Source organism: Rhizobium mulingense (assembly GCF_029194105.1).
In the GTDB taxonomy this organism is placed as follows: domain Bacteria; phylum Pseudomonadota; class Alphaproteobacteria; order Rhizobiales; family Rhizobiaceae; genus Rhizobium; species Rhizobium mulingense.
In genome coordinates, this window is record NZ_JARFVE010000012.1 from 190,809 (window position 1) to 207,456 (window position 16,648).

Genomic DNA, 16,648 nt, shown 5'->3' on the forward strand with positions numbered 1-16,648 from the left:
CCGGGGAACGATGCCATTTAATCAAGAGGGGAATGCTTCATGACAAGAGTAGCCGTCATCGGTGCCGGTCCTTCCGGGCTGGCGCAGCTGCGCGCCTTTCAATCGGCCGCCCAGAAGGGCGCCGAAATCCCGGAGATCGTCTGCTTCGAAAAGCAGTCGGACTGGGGCGGGCTCTGGAACTATACCTGGCGCACCGGCCTCGACGAATATGGCGAACCGGTCCATGGCAGCATGTATCGCTATCTCTGGTCGAACGGCCCGAAGGAATGCCTTGAATTCGCCGACTATTCCTTCGAGGAGCATTTCGGCAAACCGATTGCCTCCTATCCGCCGCGCGCCGTGCTCTGGGATTATATCAAGGGCCGCGTCGAGAAGGCGAATGTCCGCCACTGGGTGCGCTTCAGCACACCGGTGCGCATGGTCCGCTTCGATGAGGCCTCGAAGAAATTCACGGTAACGGCGCATAACCGCATCGAAGACCGGATGTATGACGAGGAATTCGACTATATCGTCGTTGCGACCGGCCATTTCTCGACGCCGAACGTGCCTTATTTTGAGGGCGTGAAGACCTTCAACGGCCGTGTGCTGCACGCTCACGATTTCCGCGACGCCCTCGAGTTCAAGGGCAAGGACATCCTGATCGTCGGCCGCAGCTATTCGGCCGAAGACATCGGTTCGCAGTGCTGGAAATACGGCGCGAAATCGGTGACGACGAGCTACCGTTCAAAGCCGATGGGCTTCAAATGGCCGGAGAATTTCGAAGAACGGCCGCTGCTGACCAAGCTCGAAAACCGCACGGCGCATTTCCTCGACGGGTCGAGCAAGGAAGTCGATGCCCTGATCCTCTGCACCGGATACCAGCACCATTTCCCCTTCCTGCCCGACGATCTCCGGCTGAAGACGGCCAACCGCCTGTGGGCTGACAGCCTCTACAAGGGGGTGATCTTCGACAAGAACCCGCAGCTTTTCTATATCGGCATGCAGGACCAGTTCTATACTTTCAACATGTTCGACGTTCAGGCCTGGTGGGCACGCGACGTGATGATGGGCCGCATCACCCTGCCGCCGGAAGAGGAACTGAAGGCGAATTTCGACATGTGGAGGGCGCGCGAGGAGACGCTCGAAGATGCCGAGCAAATGATCTGGTATCAGGGCGATTACGTGAAGGAACTGCTCGCCGAGACCGATTATCCCTCCTTCGACATCGAAGGCACCAACCGGACCTTCATGGAATGGGAACATCACAAGGCCCACAACATCATGGGCTTCCGCGATCATGCCTACCGGTCGCTGATGACCGGCAACATGTCGCCGACGCATCATACACCGTGGGTCGAGGCGCTCGACGATTCCATGGAGGAATATCTGCGCAACTGATGGCGGGATGCCGCATAATTTATGAGATCCGAACCGATATGCGGCAAATTCAAAGTGCTACGGCACCGCATGGCAGGAAGAGAGCCGTTCGCTGCGGCCTTCCAACTTTTAAAGTGAAGTGCGTAATCCAATTCGCAACTCCTCCTTTCGAGCGAGGCCATCATGGATTTTCAAACAAGCATTCTCGGGCGCATGAGCGGTTTTCTTTACCGCTGCCGCGCCGACGAAAACTACACGATGCTTGAGATGACCAACGGCATCGAGCGGATCTTCGGTTACCCCGTCGACGAAATCATCGGCAACAAGACACGGACTTTCACCTCGATCATGTACGAGGAAGACGTGCCTTTGATGGACGATGTGGTGGGGCGGGCACTCGAGGGGCGGACGGACTGGACGATGGAATACCGCATCCGCCACGCCAGGGGCCATCTCATTTGGGTGACCGAGACCGGTGGCGGAATCTGGGACGAGAAGGGTGAACTTCTCTATCTCGAGGGCAGCATCATCAATATCGAATCGCTCTATCAGCGAATCGACGAACAGACCGCCGACATGCGCGTCACCGCCTCGAAGACCAACGAGATCCTGCAATCGCTGCGCTACCTGAAGCTGCTCGCCGTCAATGCCGGCATCGAGGCGGCCCGTGCCGGCACGGCTGGGTCAGGCTTTGCAGTGCTTGCCGCCGAGATGCGCACGCTCGCCAACTCCTCGGAAGAGGCCGCACGCGCCATTTCCGACGCCCAACGCAAGGCGCAAGGCTGAGCGTTACCCAGGCGACGGTTGAATTTGCGGCTCGCGATGAAAGCCGTCCGGTTAACTGTGCCGAGCATCTTATAATCGCGCCGCAATTCCAATCACTTGGCATGATCCCGCCCACGAAAAACCTCCTGTCGTTGCATGTAATGTTCAGGCCGCGTTAACCTTTTGTTAACCATACCGGCGGTAGACATGGTCAACGATTTCTTCACATAGATGACCAAAGTGCTAACAGACGCTCGCTCTATCCGCATCAAGGGCCGCTCTTTCCTGGCGGTCATGCTGTCCCCAGATCTGCCGATCGATGATTGGCTGACCAGACTGGACGATCTGGCTGCCCGTTCGGCCGGCTTCTTCCTCGGACGGCCTGTCGTGCTCGATCTGACGGACCTGCAAATCGACCGGCCGCAGCTGAAGGACCTCATCGCCGAACTTGCTAAGCGCAATGTCAGCATTATGGGAATCGAGGGCGCCCGGCCGTCGATTCTCGGCGCGGGCATGCCTCCGGCGCTGAAAGGCGGCCGCTCCGCCTCCGACATCGAGGTTCAGCCGAATGAACCTGCCGATCCGGTGGCCAAGCCGGCAGCGCCCGACACCCGCCCGGTAGCGACAACGCAATCCATCGTCATCAGGGAACCGGTGCGCTCGGGACAGTCGGTGATCTTCCCGGAAGGCGACGTCACCATCGTTGGCTCGGTCGCCTCGGGCGCCGAGGTGATTGCCGGCGGCTCCGTCCATATCTACGGCGCGTTGCGCGGCCGGGCCATGGCCGGCTCCATCGGCAACGCATCGGCACGGATCTTTTGCCGCAAGCTCGAGGCTGAGCTCGTCGCAATCGACGGCATCTACAAAATGGCGGAAGACATGGCCCCCAATCTTCGTGGACAGGCTGTCCAGCTCTGGCTCGAAGAGGACGCGATCATGGCGGAAAAACTGATCTGACCCGGCTGCGGCCACGGCAAAGGAGAGAGAAATGGGGAAAGTGATCGTCGTCACGTCAGGCAAGGGCGGGGTCGGAAAGACGACCTCGACCGCCGCTTTGGGAGCGGCCCTGGCGCAACGCAATGAAAAGGTCGTCGTCGTCGATTTCGACGTCGGCTTGCGCAATCTCGACCTCGTGATGGGCGCAGAGCGGAGGGTCGTCTACGACCTGATCAACGTCATCCAGGGTGACGCGAAGCTCACCCAGGCGCTGATCCGCGACAAGCGGCTGGAGACGCTGTTCCTGCTGCCGGCCTCCCAAACTCGCGACAAGGACAATCTGACGGCCGAGGGCGTCGAGCGCGTCATCAACGACCTGAAGCGCTATTTCGACTGGATCATCTGCGACAGCCCTGCCGGGATCGAGCGCGGCGCGACACTTGCCATGCGCCATGCCGACGTTGCCGTCGTCGTCACCAACCCGGAAGTCTCGTCGGTGCGCGATTCCGACCGCATCATCGGCCTGCTCGACGCCAAGACCGCCAAGGCCGAACGCGGCGAGCGGATGGAAAAGCACCTGCTGCTGACCCGCTACGACGCCAACCGCGCCGAACGCGGCGACATGTTGAAGGTCGACGACGTCCTGGAGATCCTTTCGATCCCGCTCCTCGGCATTGTGCCGGAAAGCATGGACGTCCTGCGCGCATCCAATATCGGTGCGCCGGTAACGCTGGCCGAGAGCCGCAGCCCGGCTGCTATGGCTTATTTCGATGCCGCCCGCCGGCTCGCCGGCGAGACATTGCCAATGGCGATCCCTGAGGAAAAGCGGAATATCTTCGGTAAACTCTTCGGACGGAGGGCAGCATGAATATTTTCCGTCTTTTCAACAAGCAGAGAACCGCCCCTGCCGCGCGCGAACGCCTGCAGGTGCTTCTCGCCCATGAGCGCTCTTCGACGGGCTCGGACCTGGTCTCTCTGCTGCGCGAGGAAATCCTTGCAGTGATCGCCAAGCACGTGCAGCTCGACCACGACAAGGTGCAGGTGACGATCGACCGCAACGAATTCGTCTCGACCCTAGAAATCGACGTGGAAATCCCGCTGAATGCAGCCGTACAGGCTGCTTGAAAGACGGCGCTGCCGTTGTGACAGGCAGCGCCGGCAATTACGACTTTCTGGCTTTTCGATTGGCGTAACGGAGGTCGCGTGCGGCCTTTCGCGCGGCTTCATCCGCAATCACGCGAGCGATCCGGTCTTTGTCCGCCGCTTCGCGCGCGTCGACATCGGCCCGGGCCACGGCCTCGGCAGCAGCCTGACGTTCTGCTTCCGCGGCTTGAGCCCGCGCCTGCTCCTCAAGCTTTACCCGTTCCCGCTCAGCGCGCCGTTCTTCCCTGGCCGCCGCTATGGCCTGACGCTCTGCCTGCTTTGCGAGCCGAGTGGGTTCGGCCACTTCCTTGGCGCTGCGATAGGCATTGAGAAGAGCCGCCTTGGCTTCGGCAGCTGCGCCGCGACGATCGGCAAGCTCGTTGTTTCTGCTGTTTTTCAAACCTGTTTCCTGACTGTTTGACACAAACCTGGACGATATTAGGCCAATCCAGGCAGAAAATCATCCGATCCAGCGTCAGATATTCTTTTTCGCTTCTCGGCAGGACGGTGGCTGCGGCCAAGCGATCCTGCAACTCCTTGGCCTCACGCGCTTGGCGTAACCTCAACGTCTTTTCCTCGCGGGCGCGCACGGTTGGATCGACCACCTCCACCGCACGGCTTCGCGCCATGAACTCCGACTGTGCCTTTCCGAAGGCGATCTCCGCCTGCTTGCGTGCCTTGCTGAGTGTCTCTGTCATATCCGTTCCGCGTTTCATACGCTGCTTAGAGCATGACGGCGAAAAGCTGCGCTTTTCGAACGACATTATCCTGTTCCAACTCTTCAATTCAGAACAGGTTTCAGGATTTTGTGCCAATCCGGTATAAATCATCCCATTTTAAGCCTGTCGCGAAAAGCTGTGCAGCGGCTTGCGACCGCGACATGCGTAAAAACAACGACCTGGGCGTAGGGAACGAATCTAAAAGCTTGCGATGCGCTTTACGAGCGCGGCCGCGTCTTCTGCGGGTCGTAATGGGAAAGTGGCACGATGGTCGCCGGCAGGCGCTTCTGGTGGCCATCCAGCTTGCCGATCTCGACTTCAGTGCCCGGGCTTGCATGCATCACGTCGACGCGGGCGAGCGCGATCATCTTGCCGAGAACAGGCGAGCGCGTGGCGCTGGTGACGACGCCGACCTGGGCCCGGCCGATATGGATGCAATCGCCATGGCCGACCGCCTCGTTGGCCTGGATGTCGAGGCCGACGAGCAAAAGGCGCGGGTGCTCCTTGCGCCGGATCAGCGCCTCGCGGCCGATGAAATCGTCCTGCTTGGATTTCAGCGGCACCGTGAAGCCGATACCGGCCTCGAACGGATCCGTCTGGTCGGTGAATTCGTGATGGGCGAAGATCAGGCCCGCCTCGATGCGGACCATGTCGAGCGCCTCCAGCCCCATCGGCTTCAGGCCATGCGGCTGTCCTGCCTCCCAGACGGCGTCGAACACCGTCAATGCATCCTTCGGATGGCAGAAGATCTCGTAGCCGAGCTCGCCGGTATAGCCCGTGCGCGAGATCACCACCGGCGCGCCCTCGAAGCCGCCGATGCGAGCGACGGTGAAGCGAAACCATTCGAGCTCGCCGATCTCGGGCTGGCGCGGCGCCGTCCAGATGATCTCCTTCAGGATATCCCGGCTCCTGGGGCCTTGCAGGGCGATATTGTGCAGCTGATCGGTAGATGATCGGACCCAGGCCTTGAAACCCTTCTTCTCGGCCTGTTGACGCAGCCAAATGCCGCTGAAATCATCGCCGCCGATCCAGCGGAAGTTCTTGTCGCCGAGCCTGAAGAGTGTGCCGTCGTCGATCATGCCGCCATTTTCATAGCACATGGCGGAATAGACGACCTGGCCGGTCGAAAGTTTGCGCACGTCGCGCGTCAGGCAATATTGCAAGAGCTCCTCGGCATCCGGCCCCGTCACTTCGAACTTTCGCAAGGGCGAGAGATCGATGATCGCGGCGCGCTCGCGGCAGGCCCAGTATTCCTCGATCGGCCCGTCGCTGGAAAAGCGGTTCGGAAGCCAGTAGCCGCGATATTCAGCATAGTCCCGCGTCAAGGCGGAGAGGCGGGGATGGAAGGCGGTTTCGCGCGTCAGTTCTGCGTCGGCATCTGGGGTCATTCGATAGGCTAGCGCTCGTGAGAATTTCTCTTTTCCGGAAAAGGTGCGCACATGGATATCCGTCGGATTCCAGCCGTTGGCCGCATCGATATCGTCAGGGCAGGACGAGGAGACGCAGACGAGATCGGTCAGCGCCCGCATCAGCACGTAATCGCCGGGGCGCGACCAGGGTTCGTCGAGATAAAGCTGGTTGTTGTGGTCGATATTGGTGTTGTAGAAATAATTCAGCGCTTCCCAGCCCTTGCGCCCGGCAATGCCGTAAGGCGCCAGCGCCGCATTAAAATTATCCGTGCAGTTGACGTGGCCGGGATAACCCATGTCGTCGTAATAGCGTGAATTGCAGGCAGTTGCGAAAGCATCGTGTCGGCCGACGGTATCCTGGACGATCTCGACCAGCGGCTCGAAGTCGCGGTCGAAAGCCTTGGACGGCAGGCCGGGCGTGGGATAGCTGCGGCCGAGCAGCGTGCGGGTGACGGTCGAATCGAGCGCGAGATCGAGGCCCTTGTCGACCTTGCGGGCGGCAAAGGCCTGGAAATCGGTGCACTGGCGCCCATAGACATCGATGATCTGGATGAATTCGCCGGCGCGGACGAAATAGGCGGCGGCGCTCGCCGCCCGGATGCGGATATCCTCGATCGGATCGGCCGCCGGTTCCGGCAGGGCGGCGGCATAGTCGCGGATCAGCAGGCTTCGCTTGATCCGGATCTCGATCGGCGTCGCCGTGTCCTGCGCCTCCGGCGACATGGCGCCGGCGGGTGCTGCGACGATCAGCAGTCCCTTCATGGAAATCGTGAATTCCGCCCGGCTGCCCGCGCTCGATCCCGCCCCGAAGATGCTGAGCGCTCCAGCCGCCGCAAGATCGGCGCCGCGCCGCTGAAGTGCTGCTCGCGTACGGGCAGCACTCTCATCGTCTTCTTGAAGAATGGCCTTCAAATCCTCGGCTGAATTGCCGAATGCCGTTCCGAGGCCCGTTGCCAGGAAGCGGCCTTTTTCATCGACAAAGGAGATCTCGCAAACCTGTCCGCCCTCGCTGTCGATAACGCTGACGCAATCTCCCGGCTCGACACGCACGACGACCGATCCGCCGCCCCTTGCCCTGTAGCGCTCCGTCCCCTCCGGCAGGGCAGGGGTGCCGGGATAACGCACAAGGCTCGGAGCGACCGTTCGTGGGCCCGGCACAACAGGATGAAGTTCTCGCATTCTACCCTCGGGGGATCGGCATGCCCTTCGGCATACGCCCATACAGGTTACAAAATGCCTGTGGAAAGTAAAGTGATATTGACTAAAAAGAAAATATCTTCACTATGCATCAATAGTTCAACTCGGAGAATCCGTCGGGAGCGCGGATCACCATAATCATCCGAGCGGGCTTGAGACTGTCAGGGAGACACGTTCAGGGAGACGTACAGAGATACGTCCGGAACAATCGAATGGGGAATTTCACCGATGACAGATGTTGTGGAGGTCGGAATCGCATCCGGCACCGAAGGTAAGCTTATACGTGCGCTCGACTGGAAGGGCGCATTCTGGGTGGCCGCGGGCGTGCCGCCGCTCGTTCTCTTCTCCATTGGCGGCATCGCAGGCACGACGGGCAAGCTGGCCTTCCTCGTCTGGATTATTTCGATGGCGATGGGTTTCCTGCAATCCTTCACCTATGCCGAAATCGCCGGCATGTTCGCCAACAAATCCGGCGGCGCCTCGGTCTATGGCGCTACAGCATGGCTGCGTTATTCGAAGTTCATCGCGCCGCTGTCCGTCTGGTGCAACTGGTTTGCCTGGTCGCCCGTGCTATCGCTCGGCTGCGCCATCGCCGCCGGTTATATCCTCAATGCCTTCTTCCCCATCCCGGCGGCAGATTCGCAGATAGTCCTCGACTGGATCTCCGCGCATGCCGCGTCCATCACGGCCGATAGCCCCCGCGTCGCCGAATATATTGCGGCCCATGCCGGCACGACACCGGATGACGCCGTCAAAGCGTTGTTGAGCACCGACGGCGTCGCTGCGCTGACACCGTGGATCCGCAGCTGGTCGCTCGTCAGCTTCAGCATTCCCTTTCTTGCCACCGCCAATGTCAACGCCACCTTCTTCATAGGCGGCATCCTGATGCTGATCATCTTCGCGATCCAGCATCGCGGCATCTCCGAGACGGCAAGCGTGCAGAAGTGGCTGGCAATCATCGTGCTGGTGCCGCTGCTCATCATCGGCCTTTACCCGATCGTCAGCGGCCATATCCTTGCAGCCAACGTCACCGGCCTCGTGCCGCCGACGGCCGCTTATTCCGGCGCCGACGGTACCTGGAGCAACGGCGGCTGGACGCTCTTCCTCGGCGGCCTCTATATCGCCGCCTGGTCGACCTACGGCTTCGAGACCGCCGTCTGCTACACCCGCGAACTCAAGAATCCGAAGACCGACACTTTCAAGGCGATCTTCTATTCCGGCCTTGCCTGTTGTCTCTTCTTCTTCCTCGTGCCCTTCGCATTCCAGGGCGTTCTCGGCCATGCGGGCATGCTCGCGCCCGGCATCGTCGACGGCACCGGCGTTGCCGAAGCGCTTGGCGGCCTGATCGGCGCTGGCCGCGTCGTCACCCAACTGCTCGTCGTGCTGATGATCATGGCGCTTTTCCTCGCCATCATGACGGCGATGGCCGGTTCCTCGCGCACGCTCTACCAAGGCTCGAAGGACGGCTGGCTGCCGAAATATCTCGACCACGTCAACGAAAACGGCGCCCCGACGCGGGCGATGTGGACCGATTTCGCCTTCAACCTCTTCCTTCTGGCCATTGCCTCGGATACCGGCGGTTACTTCTTCGTGCTTGCCGTCTCGAATGTCGGCTACATCATCTTCAACTTCCTGAACCTCAATTCCGGCTGGATCCATCGGATGGATTCCGGCCACATCGAACGCCCCTGGAAGGCGCCGACCTGGCTGATCGGCCTCAACACCGTGCTCGCCTTCGTCAACGCACTGTTCCTCGGCGCCGGCGCCAAGGTCTGGGGTTATTCCAACGCACTCTGGGTCGGCTTCATCTTCGCCGCCCTAATCCTGCCGGTCTTCGCCTATCGCCACTATGTGCGCGACGGCGGCAAGTTTCCGGCAGGCGCAATGGAGGATCTCGGACTAGTCGGCCGGGATCTCGGCGCCAAGAAAGCCGGTATGCTGCCCTATCTGGCACTCGCCGGCGGCCTGGCGATCGTCCTGATCGCCAACGTGATCTTCCAGCTTCCGGCCTAAATCGCCTCCCAAGCAGAAAGCCGCCATGAAAAAACATGGCGGCTTTTTTCGTTGGTGGCTGCAGATCTTTGACAGCTTGTTGCTTATAGACCGAAGCTCAGCGGCCGCCTTCCATCTTGCGGTGGCGCTGGTTGATACCGCCTTTGCCGTAGGGGTAGTCGAAGGGCTGAGGCGCGCTGACCTCGTTGAGCTTCGCCATCTCGTCGTTGGATAGCTCGACCTTCATGGCGCCGAGATTGTCGGCGAGCTGTTCGGGCGTGCGGGCGCCGAGAATGACCGAGGTGACGGCCGGCTGCGCCGCCGTCCAGGCGAGCGCCACCTGCGCCATGCTGACGCCGCGGGCCTTGGCGATCTCTTCGACCGTGCCGACGATCGCCCAGGTGCGTTCCTGGGCATTGCGCGGCGCATAGGATTCACTGCCGCGATTGGGGTTCTCGCCGAGGCGTGTGGCGCCGGTCGGCATCTGATCACGCTTGTACTTGCCCGTCAGCCAGCCGCCGCCGAGCGGCGACCACGGCAACAGGCCCATGCCGGCATCCTGGCAGGCGGCAACGATCTCCAGCTCGATGTCGCGCGCCAGCAGGCTGTATTGCGGCTGCAGCGTCACCGGACGCGTATAACCGCGCGCCTTGGCGATCTCCGACGCCTTGGCGATGTGCCAGCCGACATAGTTGGAGAAGCCGTAATAGCCGATCTTGCCAGAGGAAACCGCATCGTCGAGGAAACGCAGCGTCTCTTCGATCGGCGTCAGCGCGTCCCAGGCATGCATCTGGTAGAGATCGATCTGTTCGATGCCGAGGCGGCGCAGCGAATCATCGAGCGCCTGGCCGAGATGCCGGCGCGACAGGCCGATATCGTTGGGTCCGTTGCCCATCGGAAACCGGCCCTTGGTGGCGACGATCGCCTGGCGGGCCTCGGTCGGGCGCGCCTTCAGCCAGCGGCCGATGATCTCTTCCGACTTGCCGGCGCTGTAGACATCGGCTGTATCGATGAAATTGCCGCCCCAGGCGAAATAATCGTCGAGCAGCTTGTGCGAGGCCGCTTCGTCGGCCTCCGCGCCGAAGGTCATGGTGCCCAGGCAGTAGGCGGTGACGACGGCCCCGCTGGGACCGAGCTTGCGATAATCCATTTATTCCTCCTCATGCGGATACCCGTAGCCGACGCGCAAAATCGCCGGGGCAGAAGCCGCGGCTTCCGCAATCTAATGACAATATCGAGCTTGAGGCGGCCTCTGCCGCCGGATGACGTATGGCGCCCTGGGCTCATCCAGCGCAGGGGCGAGGGCAGCATAACCAATCCCGCCCGTGCCACAAGTGGGAAAACATATTCCCGCCTGCCGCGCAGCCGGCGACGATTACGGATTCTTCGAGAACGAGGCGGCGATCAGGTCCGCGGCTGCGACACCGGTCTCATAGGCACCGTGCGCCGTCGAGTAACGCGAGCGCGAACAGGCTTCGCCTGCAAAGAATATTCGCCCCTCATGTGGTGCTGCGAGGACCGCCCGCTGATCGGAGGCGCCGGGCTCGGCATAGGAATAGGACCCGCCGATATGGGGGGTGGCGGCCCAGGCGGAGATCGCCGCCAGCGACAACTCCTTGCGGATGTCCGCGCCGAATTGCCCGGCCAATTCATCGGCGGCGAAGGCAAAGGCGGCCTCTTTTCCCTCCCGCTCCAGATGGTGCGCCAGATCGCCGGCGAAATAGGCTTCGACAACAGGAGCGCCGAGAGGGCGGAGCTGATAGGTGCCTGTTGCACCGCTGCTGATGGAGCCGAGCATATGGGTATCAGCCGGCAGCGCCTCCGGATGGGCAAGTCCGAGGAAGAGCTTGTCGGCCAGCCCGAGCGGTAAACGGGCGGCCGCCTGCGTTTTATCAGGCAAGGGCGGGTCGAAGGCGATCTTTTCGGCGGCAAGCACATTCGTCGAAACGGTGACCAGCACGGCGCGGACGCTCAGCACGCCTTGGTTCGTCTCGATGCCGACCCGGCCGGCGTGACGGTGATCGATGCTCCCGACTTCGACTCCAAGCCTTACCGGAACCGGCCCCCCGTAGAGCGAGATCAATGTTCCGTAGCCCTCGCGCACCCGCCAGTCCGGGCCCGGCCCCGGATCGTATCTGGTGTAGTCGACGATCGATGAGAGTTCCAACTCGGCGCCGGTGATATAGGTGCCGATTGCCCGGATCTGGCCGTTCCAGGCATTGCCTGGTTCGAGCACAGCCGCCAGATCCGCATCATCGCCTTCATGGCTGTCGAGGCGTTCGAAATAGCCGCCGATCGCCTCCTGCGCGGCATGGATGTCGACGCCATCCCGCTGAAGCCGCCGCCCGCCGTTCCAGGGCGCCGGCGTGCGATCGACCGTCAACCCCACCTTCTCGGCAATCGCCGTCCAGGCATTGGTCCGCGCCCCATGCAGCCAGCCGCAGCCGAGATCAAGCGCGACGTCGGCTGCGCCCGGCAATCCCACCGTCCAGGCCCTGCCGCCGAGACGGTCGCCGGCTTCCAGCAGGAGAATCGAAAGATCCGGACGAATCGCCTGGAAGCGCCGAGCGGCGGCAATGCCGGCTGCGCCACCGCCGATGATGACGACGTCTTCGTCGGCGCCTTTGCCATTATCACCGGACATGTCTTCTCCTTTGGCTGCTCGGGCTCAGCTAAACTTTCATCTCGATAAAAGACAAGGGCTGGGGATAGCGCGCCGCGCCATGGATTAAACCGCCTTCGCGTGACATACAGGTCCGATGAGCGTGCAGAGAGATTCGCAACTCGACATGTTTGCCAGGCCATCGCCGGCGGTCGCCAAGGCGCGCGCTCCTTCGCGCCGGCCGCCGTCGCAGCCGGACGCCCGTTCCGATGAAGACATGGCGCGCGCACTTGAAGAAAGCGGCAACTATCGCATCCTCAGGAAACTGACCGCCCGGCCGATTGCCCCTGTCAGGCGGCCGGAATATCCGCGGCTCGGCGTCGTTCTCGACACGGAGACGACCGGTCTCAACCATCGCAGCGACGAAATCATCGAAATCGGCGCCGTCGCCTTCACATTCGCCGACAACGGCACGGTCGGCGATATCGTCGGCATCTATGGCGGCCTGCAGCAGCCGTCGCGGCCGATCCCGCCCGAAGTCACCCGGCTGACGGGGATCACCGATGCGATGGTCGAAGGACAGGTGATCGACATCAGGTCGCTCAGCGATCTGATCGAACCGGCCGATCTGATCATCGCCCACAATGCCGGTTTCGACCGGCCGTTCTGCGAGGCCTTCTCGACGCTTTTCACCGGCAAGGCCTGGGCATGTTCGGTGTCGGAAATCGACTGGAGCGCGCGCGGCTTCGAGGGCACCAAGCTCGGCTATCTCGTCGGCCAGGCCGGTTATTTCCATGACGGCCATCGCGCGGTGGACGACTGCCACGCGCTCCTGGAAATCCTCGACCGGCAGCAAGGTGAGGGTGAAAGCCCGTTTGCCGAACTGTACCGGGCCAGCCACCGCTCGCGCATCCGGATCTTCGCCGAACACAGCCCGTTCGAAATGAAGGACCATCTGAAGGCGAGGGGCTATCGCTGGTCTGACGGAAGCGACGGCCGCCTGAAGTCCTGGTGGATCGAAGTCGGCGAAGACGAGCTCGGTGACGAACTCTCCTATCTGCGCTCGGAAATCTACCGATGGAGAGAGGCGGATCCGCCGACCGTGCGGCTGACGGCCTTCGATCGTTTCAAACTCTGACCGCGAAGCGGTTCGGATCCTGAACAAAACCCTCCCGACGCGACCCATGCAAGAGCCGCATAGGTGCAGTGATGCATTGGCGCTGCAACAATCACGGGGCTCATATTATATACGGCTCATCGAAGCGAACGAAGCGCCAAGGACTGGCAGCTAGGCTTCGAAAGCCCACGGAAAGGGGATCATCATGAACGTAGCACGCTCTTTCAACAATTGGCGCAAGTACCGTCAGACGGTCGCTGAACTGGGCCGTATGACCACGCGCGAACTGGACGACCTCGGCATCGGCCGCGGCGAAATCCGCTCCATCGCCCGTGCGGCCATCGGCCGCTAACGGCCTGACAGACGACTCTCTTCGAGCCTTGCCCAGCGCCTGCTTCTTCCGAGCGGGCGCTTTGCTTTTGCGTCGCGAGCCATGAGCATTTCGCATAATGCATGGCTGCCTTGCAAAGAAATGCCTATCAACTGGGCATAAAATAAGTATGATTATTTCCATCGAAGGGATGCATCTCCTCCCGCATCCCTTCGATATGCAGGCGCCCATTCTCCTCCCAAGGTCGCCTGCGGGAATGACAGCACTTTTCCTCCCAGCTGTCGTTCGGTTCTTTTCGAAAAGCCTGCCGCACCTCCTCCCGCGGCAGGCTTTTTCGTTTTGGCCACCGGACCGCGCCGAGAGCGGCCGCTTGCGATGGGGATGTCGTCATCAATCCCAGGCAAATTCTCCTGTTGGTTCTCAACTCTGCTTGAATGCTCCTGCCGCCTCCCCTGTCTTTAAGGCAAGCGCGGACAAAGCTGTTGACACCGAACTTGTCGTACAACTATGTAACCAGACGGATACCACCGCGGCGGAAAACGTCCGATATGACCCGCTTTCCGCAATAGCGGTACCGCCTGACGACAATGAAGCTGAAGGAAAATTGACATGCAGATCGACGTGAGGCACGCCTCCCATCCCGAGGCCGTGCGCGGTTACGACACCGAAACACTGCGGCGTCACTTTCTGGTGGAAACCGTCTTCGAAGGCGGCGAGATCCGGCTGACCTATTCCCATTACGACCGCATGGTCATCGGCGGCGCCACTCCGCTCGGCGCCGGGCTGACGCTGACGGCGCCGACGGCGATCGGACAGGAAACCTTCCTTGCCGAGCGCGAACTCGGCGCCCTGAATATCGGCGGCGCCGGCCGCATCATCGTCGACGGCACCAGCTACGATCTTGCCAAATATGATTGCCTCTATGCCGGCAAGGGCGCCAAGGACGTCAGGTTCGAAAGCGTGGATGCCGACAATCCGGCCAAGTTCTATCTGGTCTCGACGCCGGCCCATCAGACGCATCCGACCGTGCTGCTCACCCGCGAAAAGGCCCGCCACCTGTCGCCGGGCGAAGCCGCGACGGCCAACAAGCGGTCGATCTACCAGTTCATCCACCCTGAGGTCTGCCAATCCTGCCAGCTCACTTTGGGCTTCACCATGATCGAGCCGGGCAGCGTCTGGAACACCATGCCGGCCCATACACATGACCGGCGCATGGAAGCCTATCTCTATTTCGATCTCGAAGCCGAGCAGCGCGTCTTCCACTTCATGGGCGAGCCGCAGCAGACCCGGCATATGCTTGTCGCCAACGAGCAAGCGGTCATCTCGCCACCCTGGTCGATCCATTCAGGCGCCGGCACCAAGAATTACAGCTTCATCTGGGCGATGGCCGGCGACAACAAGAGCTTCACCGACATGGACCACATCGCCATTGCGGATCTGAGGTGAGCGCCGTGGCCAATCCCTTCGATCTTTCCGGCAAGACGGCTGTCGTCACCGGTGCCAATACCGGGATCGGCCAGGCCATCGCGGCCGCGCTGGCTGCGGCCGGTGCTTCGATCGTCGCCGTCGGGCGCTCCTCGATGGACGAAACCGAAGCATTGGTGAAGGAAGCGGGCAGCCGCTTCCATGTCATCAAGGCCGATCTCGGCACCATCGAACCGGTCAAGGGGATCGTCGCCGAGGCCATCCAGACCTTCGGCGACCTCGACATTCTCGTCAACAATGCCGGCATCATCCGCCGCGCCGATGCGCTCGACTTCACCGAGGAAGACTGGGACGCGGTGATCGACGTCAACCTGAAGACGGCCTTCTTCCTGTCGCAGGCGGCCGGCCGTCACATGGTCGACAAGGGCAGGGGCAAGATCATCAACATCGCCTCGCTGCTGTCCTTCCAGGGCGGCATCCGCATCCCCTCCTATACCGCCTCGAAAAGCGGCCTTGCCGGCCTGACCAAGCTGCTTGCCTGCGAATGGGCCGGCAAGGGCGTCAACGTCAACGCCATCGCGCCGGGTTATTTCGTCACCAACAATACGACGGCGCTGCGCGAGGATCCGGATCGCAATGCCGCCATCCTCGCCCGCATTCCGGCCGGGCGCTGGGGGAAGCCCGATGAACTCGGCGGTGCGGCCGTCTTCCTGGCATCGTCGGCATCCGACTATGTGCATGGGACGGTGCTGCCCGTCGATGGCGGCTGGCTGGCGCGGTGATCCGCGTCACCGTGTGACCGATATTGAGCCGCCAAGCCGCACGTCGTTTTGCCTTTCCCGTCGGCATGCGTTAGCAAAGGGACAGCGGTCGGCGGAGCCACCTCGACAGGCAGGATTTCGATCGGGATGACGGACAAGGACAACGCGCTCTTCACCACCATTCGCCAGCCGCCGAACCTGCGCAGCGGCCTTGCCGATACGCTGATGGCGCAGATCGAATCCGGCGACCTGAAGCCGGGCCAGCGGCTGCCGACCGAACAGGCGATCATGGCGGCGACCGGCGTCAGCCGGACCATCGTGCGCGAGGCGCTCGCCACGCTGCGTGCCAAAGGCCTGATCACCACGCATCAGGGCCTGGGGGCCTTCGTTTCGAACGATCCCAACCCGCGATCCTTCTCGATCATCCCCAACGATCTGCAGTCGATCGATGAGGTTCTGCGTGTGCTGGAGCTGCGCATCGGGGTCGAATATGAAGCCGCCGGTCTTGCCGCGCTGCGGCGTACGTCGGAGGACATCGAGCGCATGCAGGACCGCCTCGACGCCCTCGACAAGGCGCTGGAGAAGGGCGGCTACGGCGCGCAGGAGGATTACGCCTTCCACAGGTCGATCCTGGTCGCGACGCAGAATTCCTATTACAGCCGCCTCTTCGACACGTTCGGCGATATTATGGTGCCGCGCCAATGGGCGCGTCTCGACAAGATGACGGGCTTGGAGCGCCAGCGCCATGCCGCCCGCATGCGCAGGGAACACCACGCCATCTTCGGGGCGATCCGCGATGGCAACGAAGCGGCCGCGCGTCGCGCGATCCGCAGCCACCTGTCGAAGAGTGCGGCGCGCTTCGAAGAGCTGCGCGACGCGACCAACCCGACCTGAA

At 61.9% G+C, this 16,648-nt stretch carries 15 protein-coding genes and 1 pseudogene; 11 read left to right on the forward strand and 5 right to left on the reverse strand.

Going from position 1 to position 16,648, the window contains the following annotated elements:
• The first annotated feature begins 39 nt into the window (after nt 1-39).
• The 5 genes from PYR71_RS24525 to minE all read left to right on the forward strand — a co-directional run bounded on the left by PYR71_RS24525 (nt 40) and on the right by minE (nt 4,182).
• A complete protein-coding gene (locus PYR71_RS24525) occupies nt 40-1,377 on the forward strand; it encodes a trimethylamine monooxygenase (RefSeq protein WP_275621195.1) in 1,338 nt (445 codons plus the stop codon).
• 162 nt (nt 1,378-1,539) lie between these two features.
• Complete coding sequence (locus PYR71_RS24530) at nt 1,540-2,142, forward strand: methyl-accepting chemotaxis protein (RefSeq protein ID WP_275621196.1); 603 nt, start codon at nt 1,540-1,542, stop codon at nt 2,140-2,142.
• Nucleotides 2,143-2,352: 210 nt separating this feature from the next.
• Nucleotides 2,353-3,078 (forward strand): septum site-determining protein MinC, encoded by a 726-nt coding sequence (gene minC / locus PYR71_RS24535; protein WP_275621197.1) that lies wholly within the window; start codon nt 2,353-2,355, stop codon nt 3,076-3,078.
• A gap of 31 nt (nt 3,079-3,109) precedes the next feature.
• Complete coding sequence (gene minD / locus PYR71_RS24540; protein ID WP_097582328.1) at nt 3,110-3,925, forward strand: septum site-determining protein MinD; 816 nt, start codon at nt 3,110-3,112, stop codon at nt 3,923-3,925.
• Nucleotides 3,922-4,182, forward strand: a complete 261-nt coding sequence (minE, locus tag PYR71_RS24545; protein WP_097582326.1) for a cell division topological specificity factor MinE — start codon at nt 3,922-3,924, stop codon at nt 4,180-4,182. Before minD ends, minE begins: the two co-directional genes overlap by 4 nt.
• Before the next feature lie 37 nt (nt 4,183-4,219).
• Here minE and PYR71_RS24550 read toward each other — a convergent pair whose 3' ends face one another.
• The 3 genes and pseudogenes from PYR71_RS24550 to PYR71_RS24560 form a co-directional block, all read right to left on the reverse strand.
• Entirely contained in the window at nt 4,220-4,600 is a 381-nt protein-coding gene (locus PYR71_RS24550; RefSeq protein WP_275621198.1) for a DUF6481 family protein, read from the reverse strand.
• 38 nt (nt 4,601-4,638) lie between these two features.
• Nucleotides 4,639-4,898: pseudogene (locus PYR71_RS24555) on the reverse strand (hypothetical protein).
• A 239-nt stretch (nt 4,899-5,137) separates the two neighbouring features.
• Nucleotides 5,138-7,507: a trimethylamine N-oxide demethylase gene (locus PYR71_RS24560; RefSeq protein WP_275621199.1), complete on the reverse strand. Its 2,370-nt coding sequence runs from the start codon at nt 7,505-7,507 to the stop codon at nt 5,138-5,140.
• A 246-nt stretch (nt 7,508-7,753) separates the two neighbouring features.
• Here PYR71_RS24560 and PYR71_RS24565 point away from each other — a divergent pair, with 246 nt between their 5' ends.
• A complete protein-coding gene (locus tag PYR71_RS24565) occupies nt 7,754-9,538 on the forward strand; it encodes a trimethylamine N-oxide permease (RefSeq protein WP_275621200.1) in 1,785 nt (594 codons plus the stop codon).
• 97 nt (nt 9,539-9,635) lie between these two features.
• Here PYR71_RS24565 and PYR71_RS24570 read toward each other — a convergent pair whose 3' ends face one another.
• Both PYR71_RS24570 and PYR71_RS24575 read right to left on the reverse strand, forming a co-directional pair.
• Nucleotides 9,636-10,667: an aldo/keto reductase gene (locus tag PYR71_RS24570; RefSeq protein ID WP_275621201.1), complete on the reverse strand. Its 1,032-nt coding sequence runs from the start codon at nt 10,665-10,667 to the stop codon at nt 9,636-9,638.
• Between the two features lie 225 nt (nt 10,668-10,892).
• On the reverse strand, nt 10,893-12,161 hold the full coding sequence (locus tag PYR71_RS24575) for a flavin monoamine oxidase family protein (RefSeq protein ID WP_275621202.1): 1,269 nt from the start codon (nt 12,159-12,161) through the stop codon (nt 10,893-10,895).
• 115 nt (nt 12,162-12,276) lie between these two features.
• On the opposite strand from PYR71_RS24575, the gene PYR71_RS24580 reads away from it, so the two are divergent.
• From PYR71_RS24580 to PYR71_RS24600, 5 genes are all read left to right on the forward strand, one after another.
• Nucleotides 12,277-13,257, forward strand: a complete 981-nt coding sequence (locus PYR71_RS24580; RefSeq protein ID WP_275621203.1) for a 3'-5' exonuclease — start codon at nt 12,277-12,279, stop codon at nt 13,255-13,257.
• Between the two features lie 184 nt (nt 13,258-13,441).
• Nucleotides 13,442-13,588: a DUF1127 domain-containing protein gene (locus tag PYR71_RS24585; protein WP_004669789.1), complete on the forward strand. Its 147-nt coding sequence runs from the start codon at nt 13,442-13,444 to the stop codon at nt 13,586-13,588.
• Between the two features lie 588 nt (nt 13,589-14,176).
• The gene (gene kduI, locus PYR71_RS24590; protein WP_275621204.1) at nt 14,177-15,013 is read left to right on the forward strand and encodes a 5-dehydro-4-deoxy-D-glucuronate isomerase; all 837 of its coding nucleotides are present in this window, start codon (nt 14,177-14,179) and stop codon (nt 15,011-15,013) included.
• Nucleotides 15,010-15,774 (forward strand): 2-dehydro-3-deoxy-D-gluconate 5-dehydrogenase KduD, encoded by a 765-nt coding sequence (gene kduD, locus PYR71_RS24595; RefSeq protein ID WP_275621205.1) that lies wholly within the window; start codon nt 15,010-15,012, stop codon nt 15,772-15,774. Before kduI ends, kduD begins: the two co-directional genes overlap by 4 nt.
• Nucleotides 15,775-15,900: 126 nt before the next feature.
• Complete coding sequence (locus tag PYR71_RS24600) at nt 15,901-16,647, forward strand: FadR/GntR family transcriptional regulator (RefSeq protein WP_275621206.1); 747 nt, start codon at nt 15,901-15,903, stop codon at nt 16,645-16,647.
• Nucleotide 16,648: the final 1 nt, after the last annotated feature.

What these genes read in the sequence shown, in the direction of transcription:
- minE (WP_097582326.1), top strand. Translation starts at nt 3,922, where the DNA reads ATGAATATTTTCCGTCTTTTCAACAAGCAGAGAACCGCCCCTGCCGCG.
- PYR71_RS24575 (WP_275621202.1), bottom strand. Translation starts at nt 12,161, where the DNA reads ATGTCCGGTGATAATGGCAAAGGCGCCGACGAAGACGTCGTCATCATC.
- kduI (WP_275621204.1), top strand. Translation starts at nt 14,177, where the DNA reads ATGCAGATCGACGTGAGGCACGCCTCCCATCCCGAGGCCGTGCGCGGT.
- minD (WP_097582328.1), top strand. Translation starts at nt 3,110, where the DNA reads ATGGGGAAAGTGATCGTCGTCACGTCAGGCAAGGGCGGGGTCGGAAAG.
- PYR71_RS24585 (WP_004669789.1), top strand. Translation starts at nt 13,442, where the DNA reads ATGAACGTAGCACGCTCTTTCAACAATTGGCGCAAGTACCGTCAGACG.
- PYR71_RS24600 (WP_275621206.1), top strand. Translation starts at nt 15,901, where the DNA reads ATGACGGACAAGGACAACGCGCTCTTCACCACCATTCGCCAGCCGCCG.
- PYR71_RS24530 (WP_275621196.1), top strand. Translation starts at nt 1,540, where the DNA reads ATGGATTTTCAAACAAGCATTCTCGGGCGCATGAGCGGTTTTCTTTAC.
- PYR71_RS24580 (WP_275621203.1), top strand. Translation starts at nt 12,277, where the DNA reads ATGAGCGTGCAGAGAGATTCGCAACTCGACATGTTTGCCAGGCCATCG.
- PYR71_RS24560 (WP_275621199.1), bottom strand. Translation starts at nt 7,507, where the DNA reads ATGCGAGAACTTCATCCTGTTGTGCCGGGCCCACGAACGGTCGCTCCG.
- PYR71_RS24565 (WP_275621200.1), top strand. Translation starts at nt 7,754, where the DNA reads ATGACAGATGTTGTGGAGGTCGGAATCGCATCCGGCACCGAAGGTAAG.
- PYR71_RS24570 (WP_275621201.1), bottom strand. Translation starts at nt 10,667, where the DNA reads ATGGATTATCGCAAGCTCGGTCCCAGCGGGGCCGTCGTCACCGCCTAC.
- PYR71_RS24525 (WP_275621195.1), top strand. Translation starts at nt 40, where the DNA reads ATGACAAGAGTAGCCGTCATCGGTGCCGGTCCTTCCGGGCTGGCGCAG.
- minC (WP_275621197.1), top strand. Translation starts at nt 2,353, where the DNA reads ATGACCAAAGTGCTAACAGACGCTCGCTCTATCCGCATCAAGGGCCGC.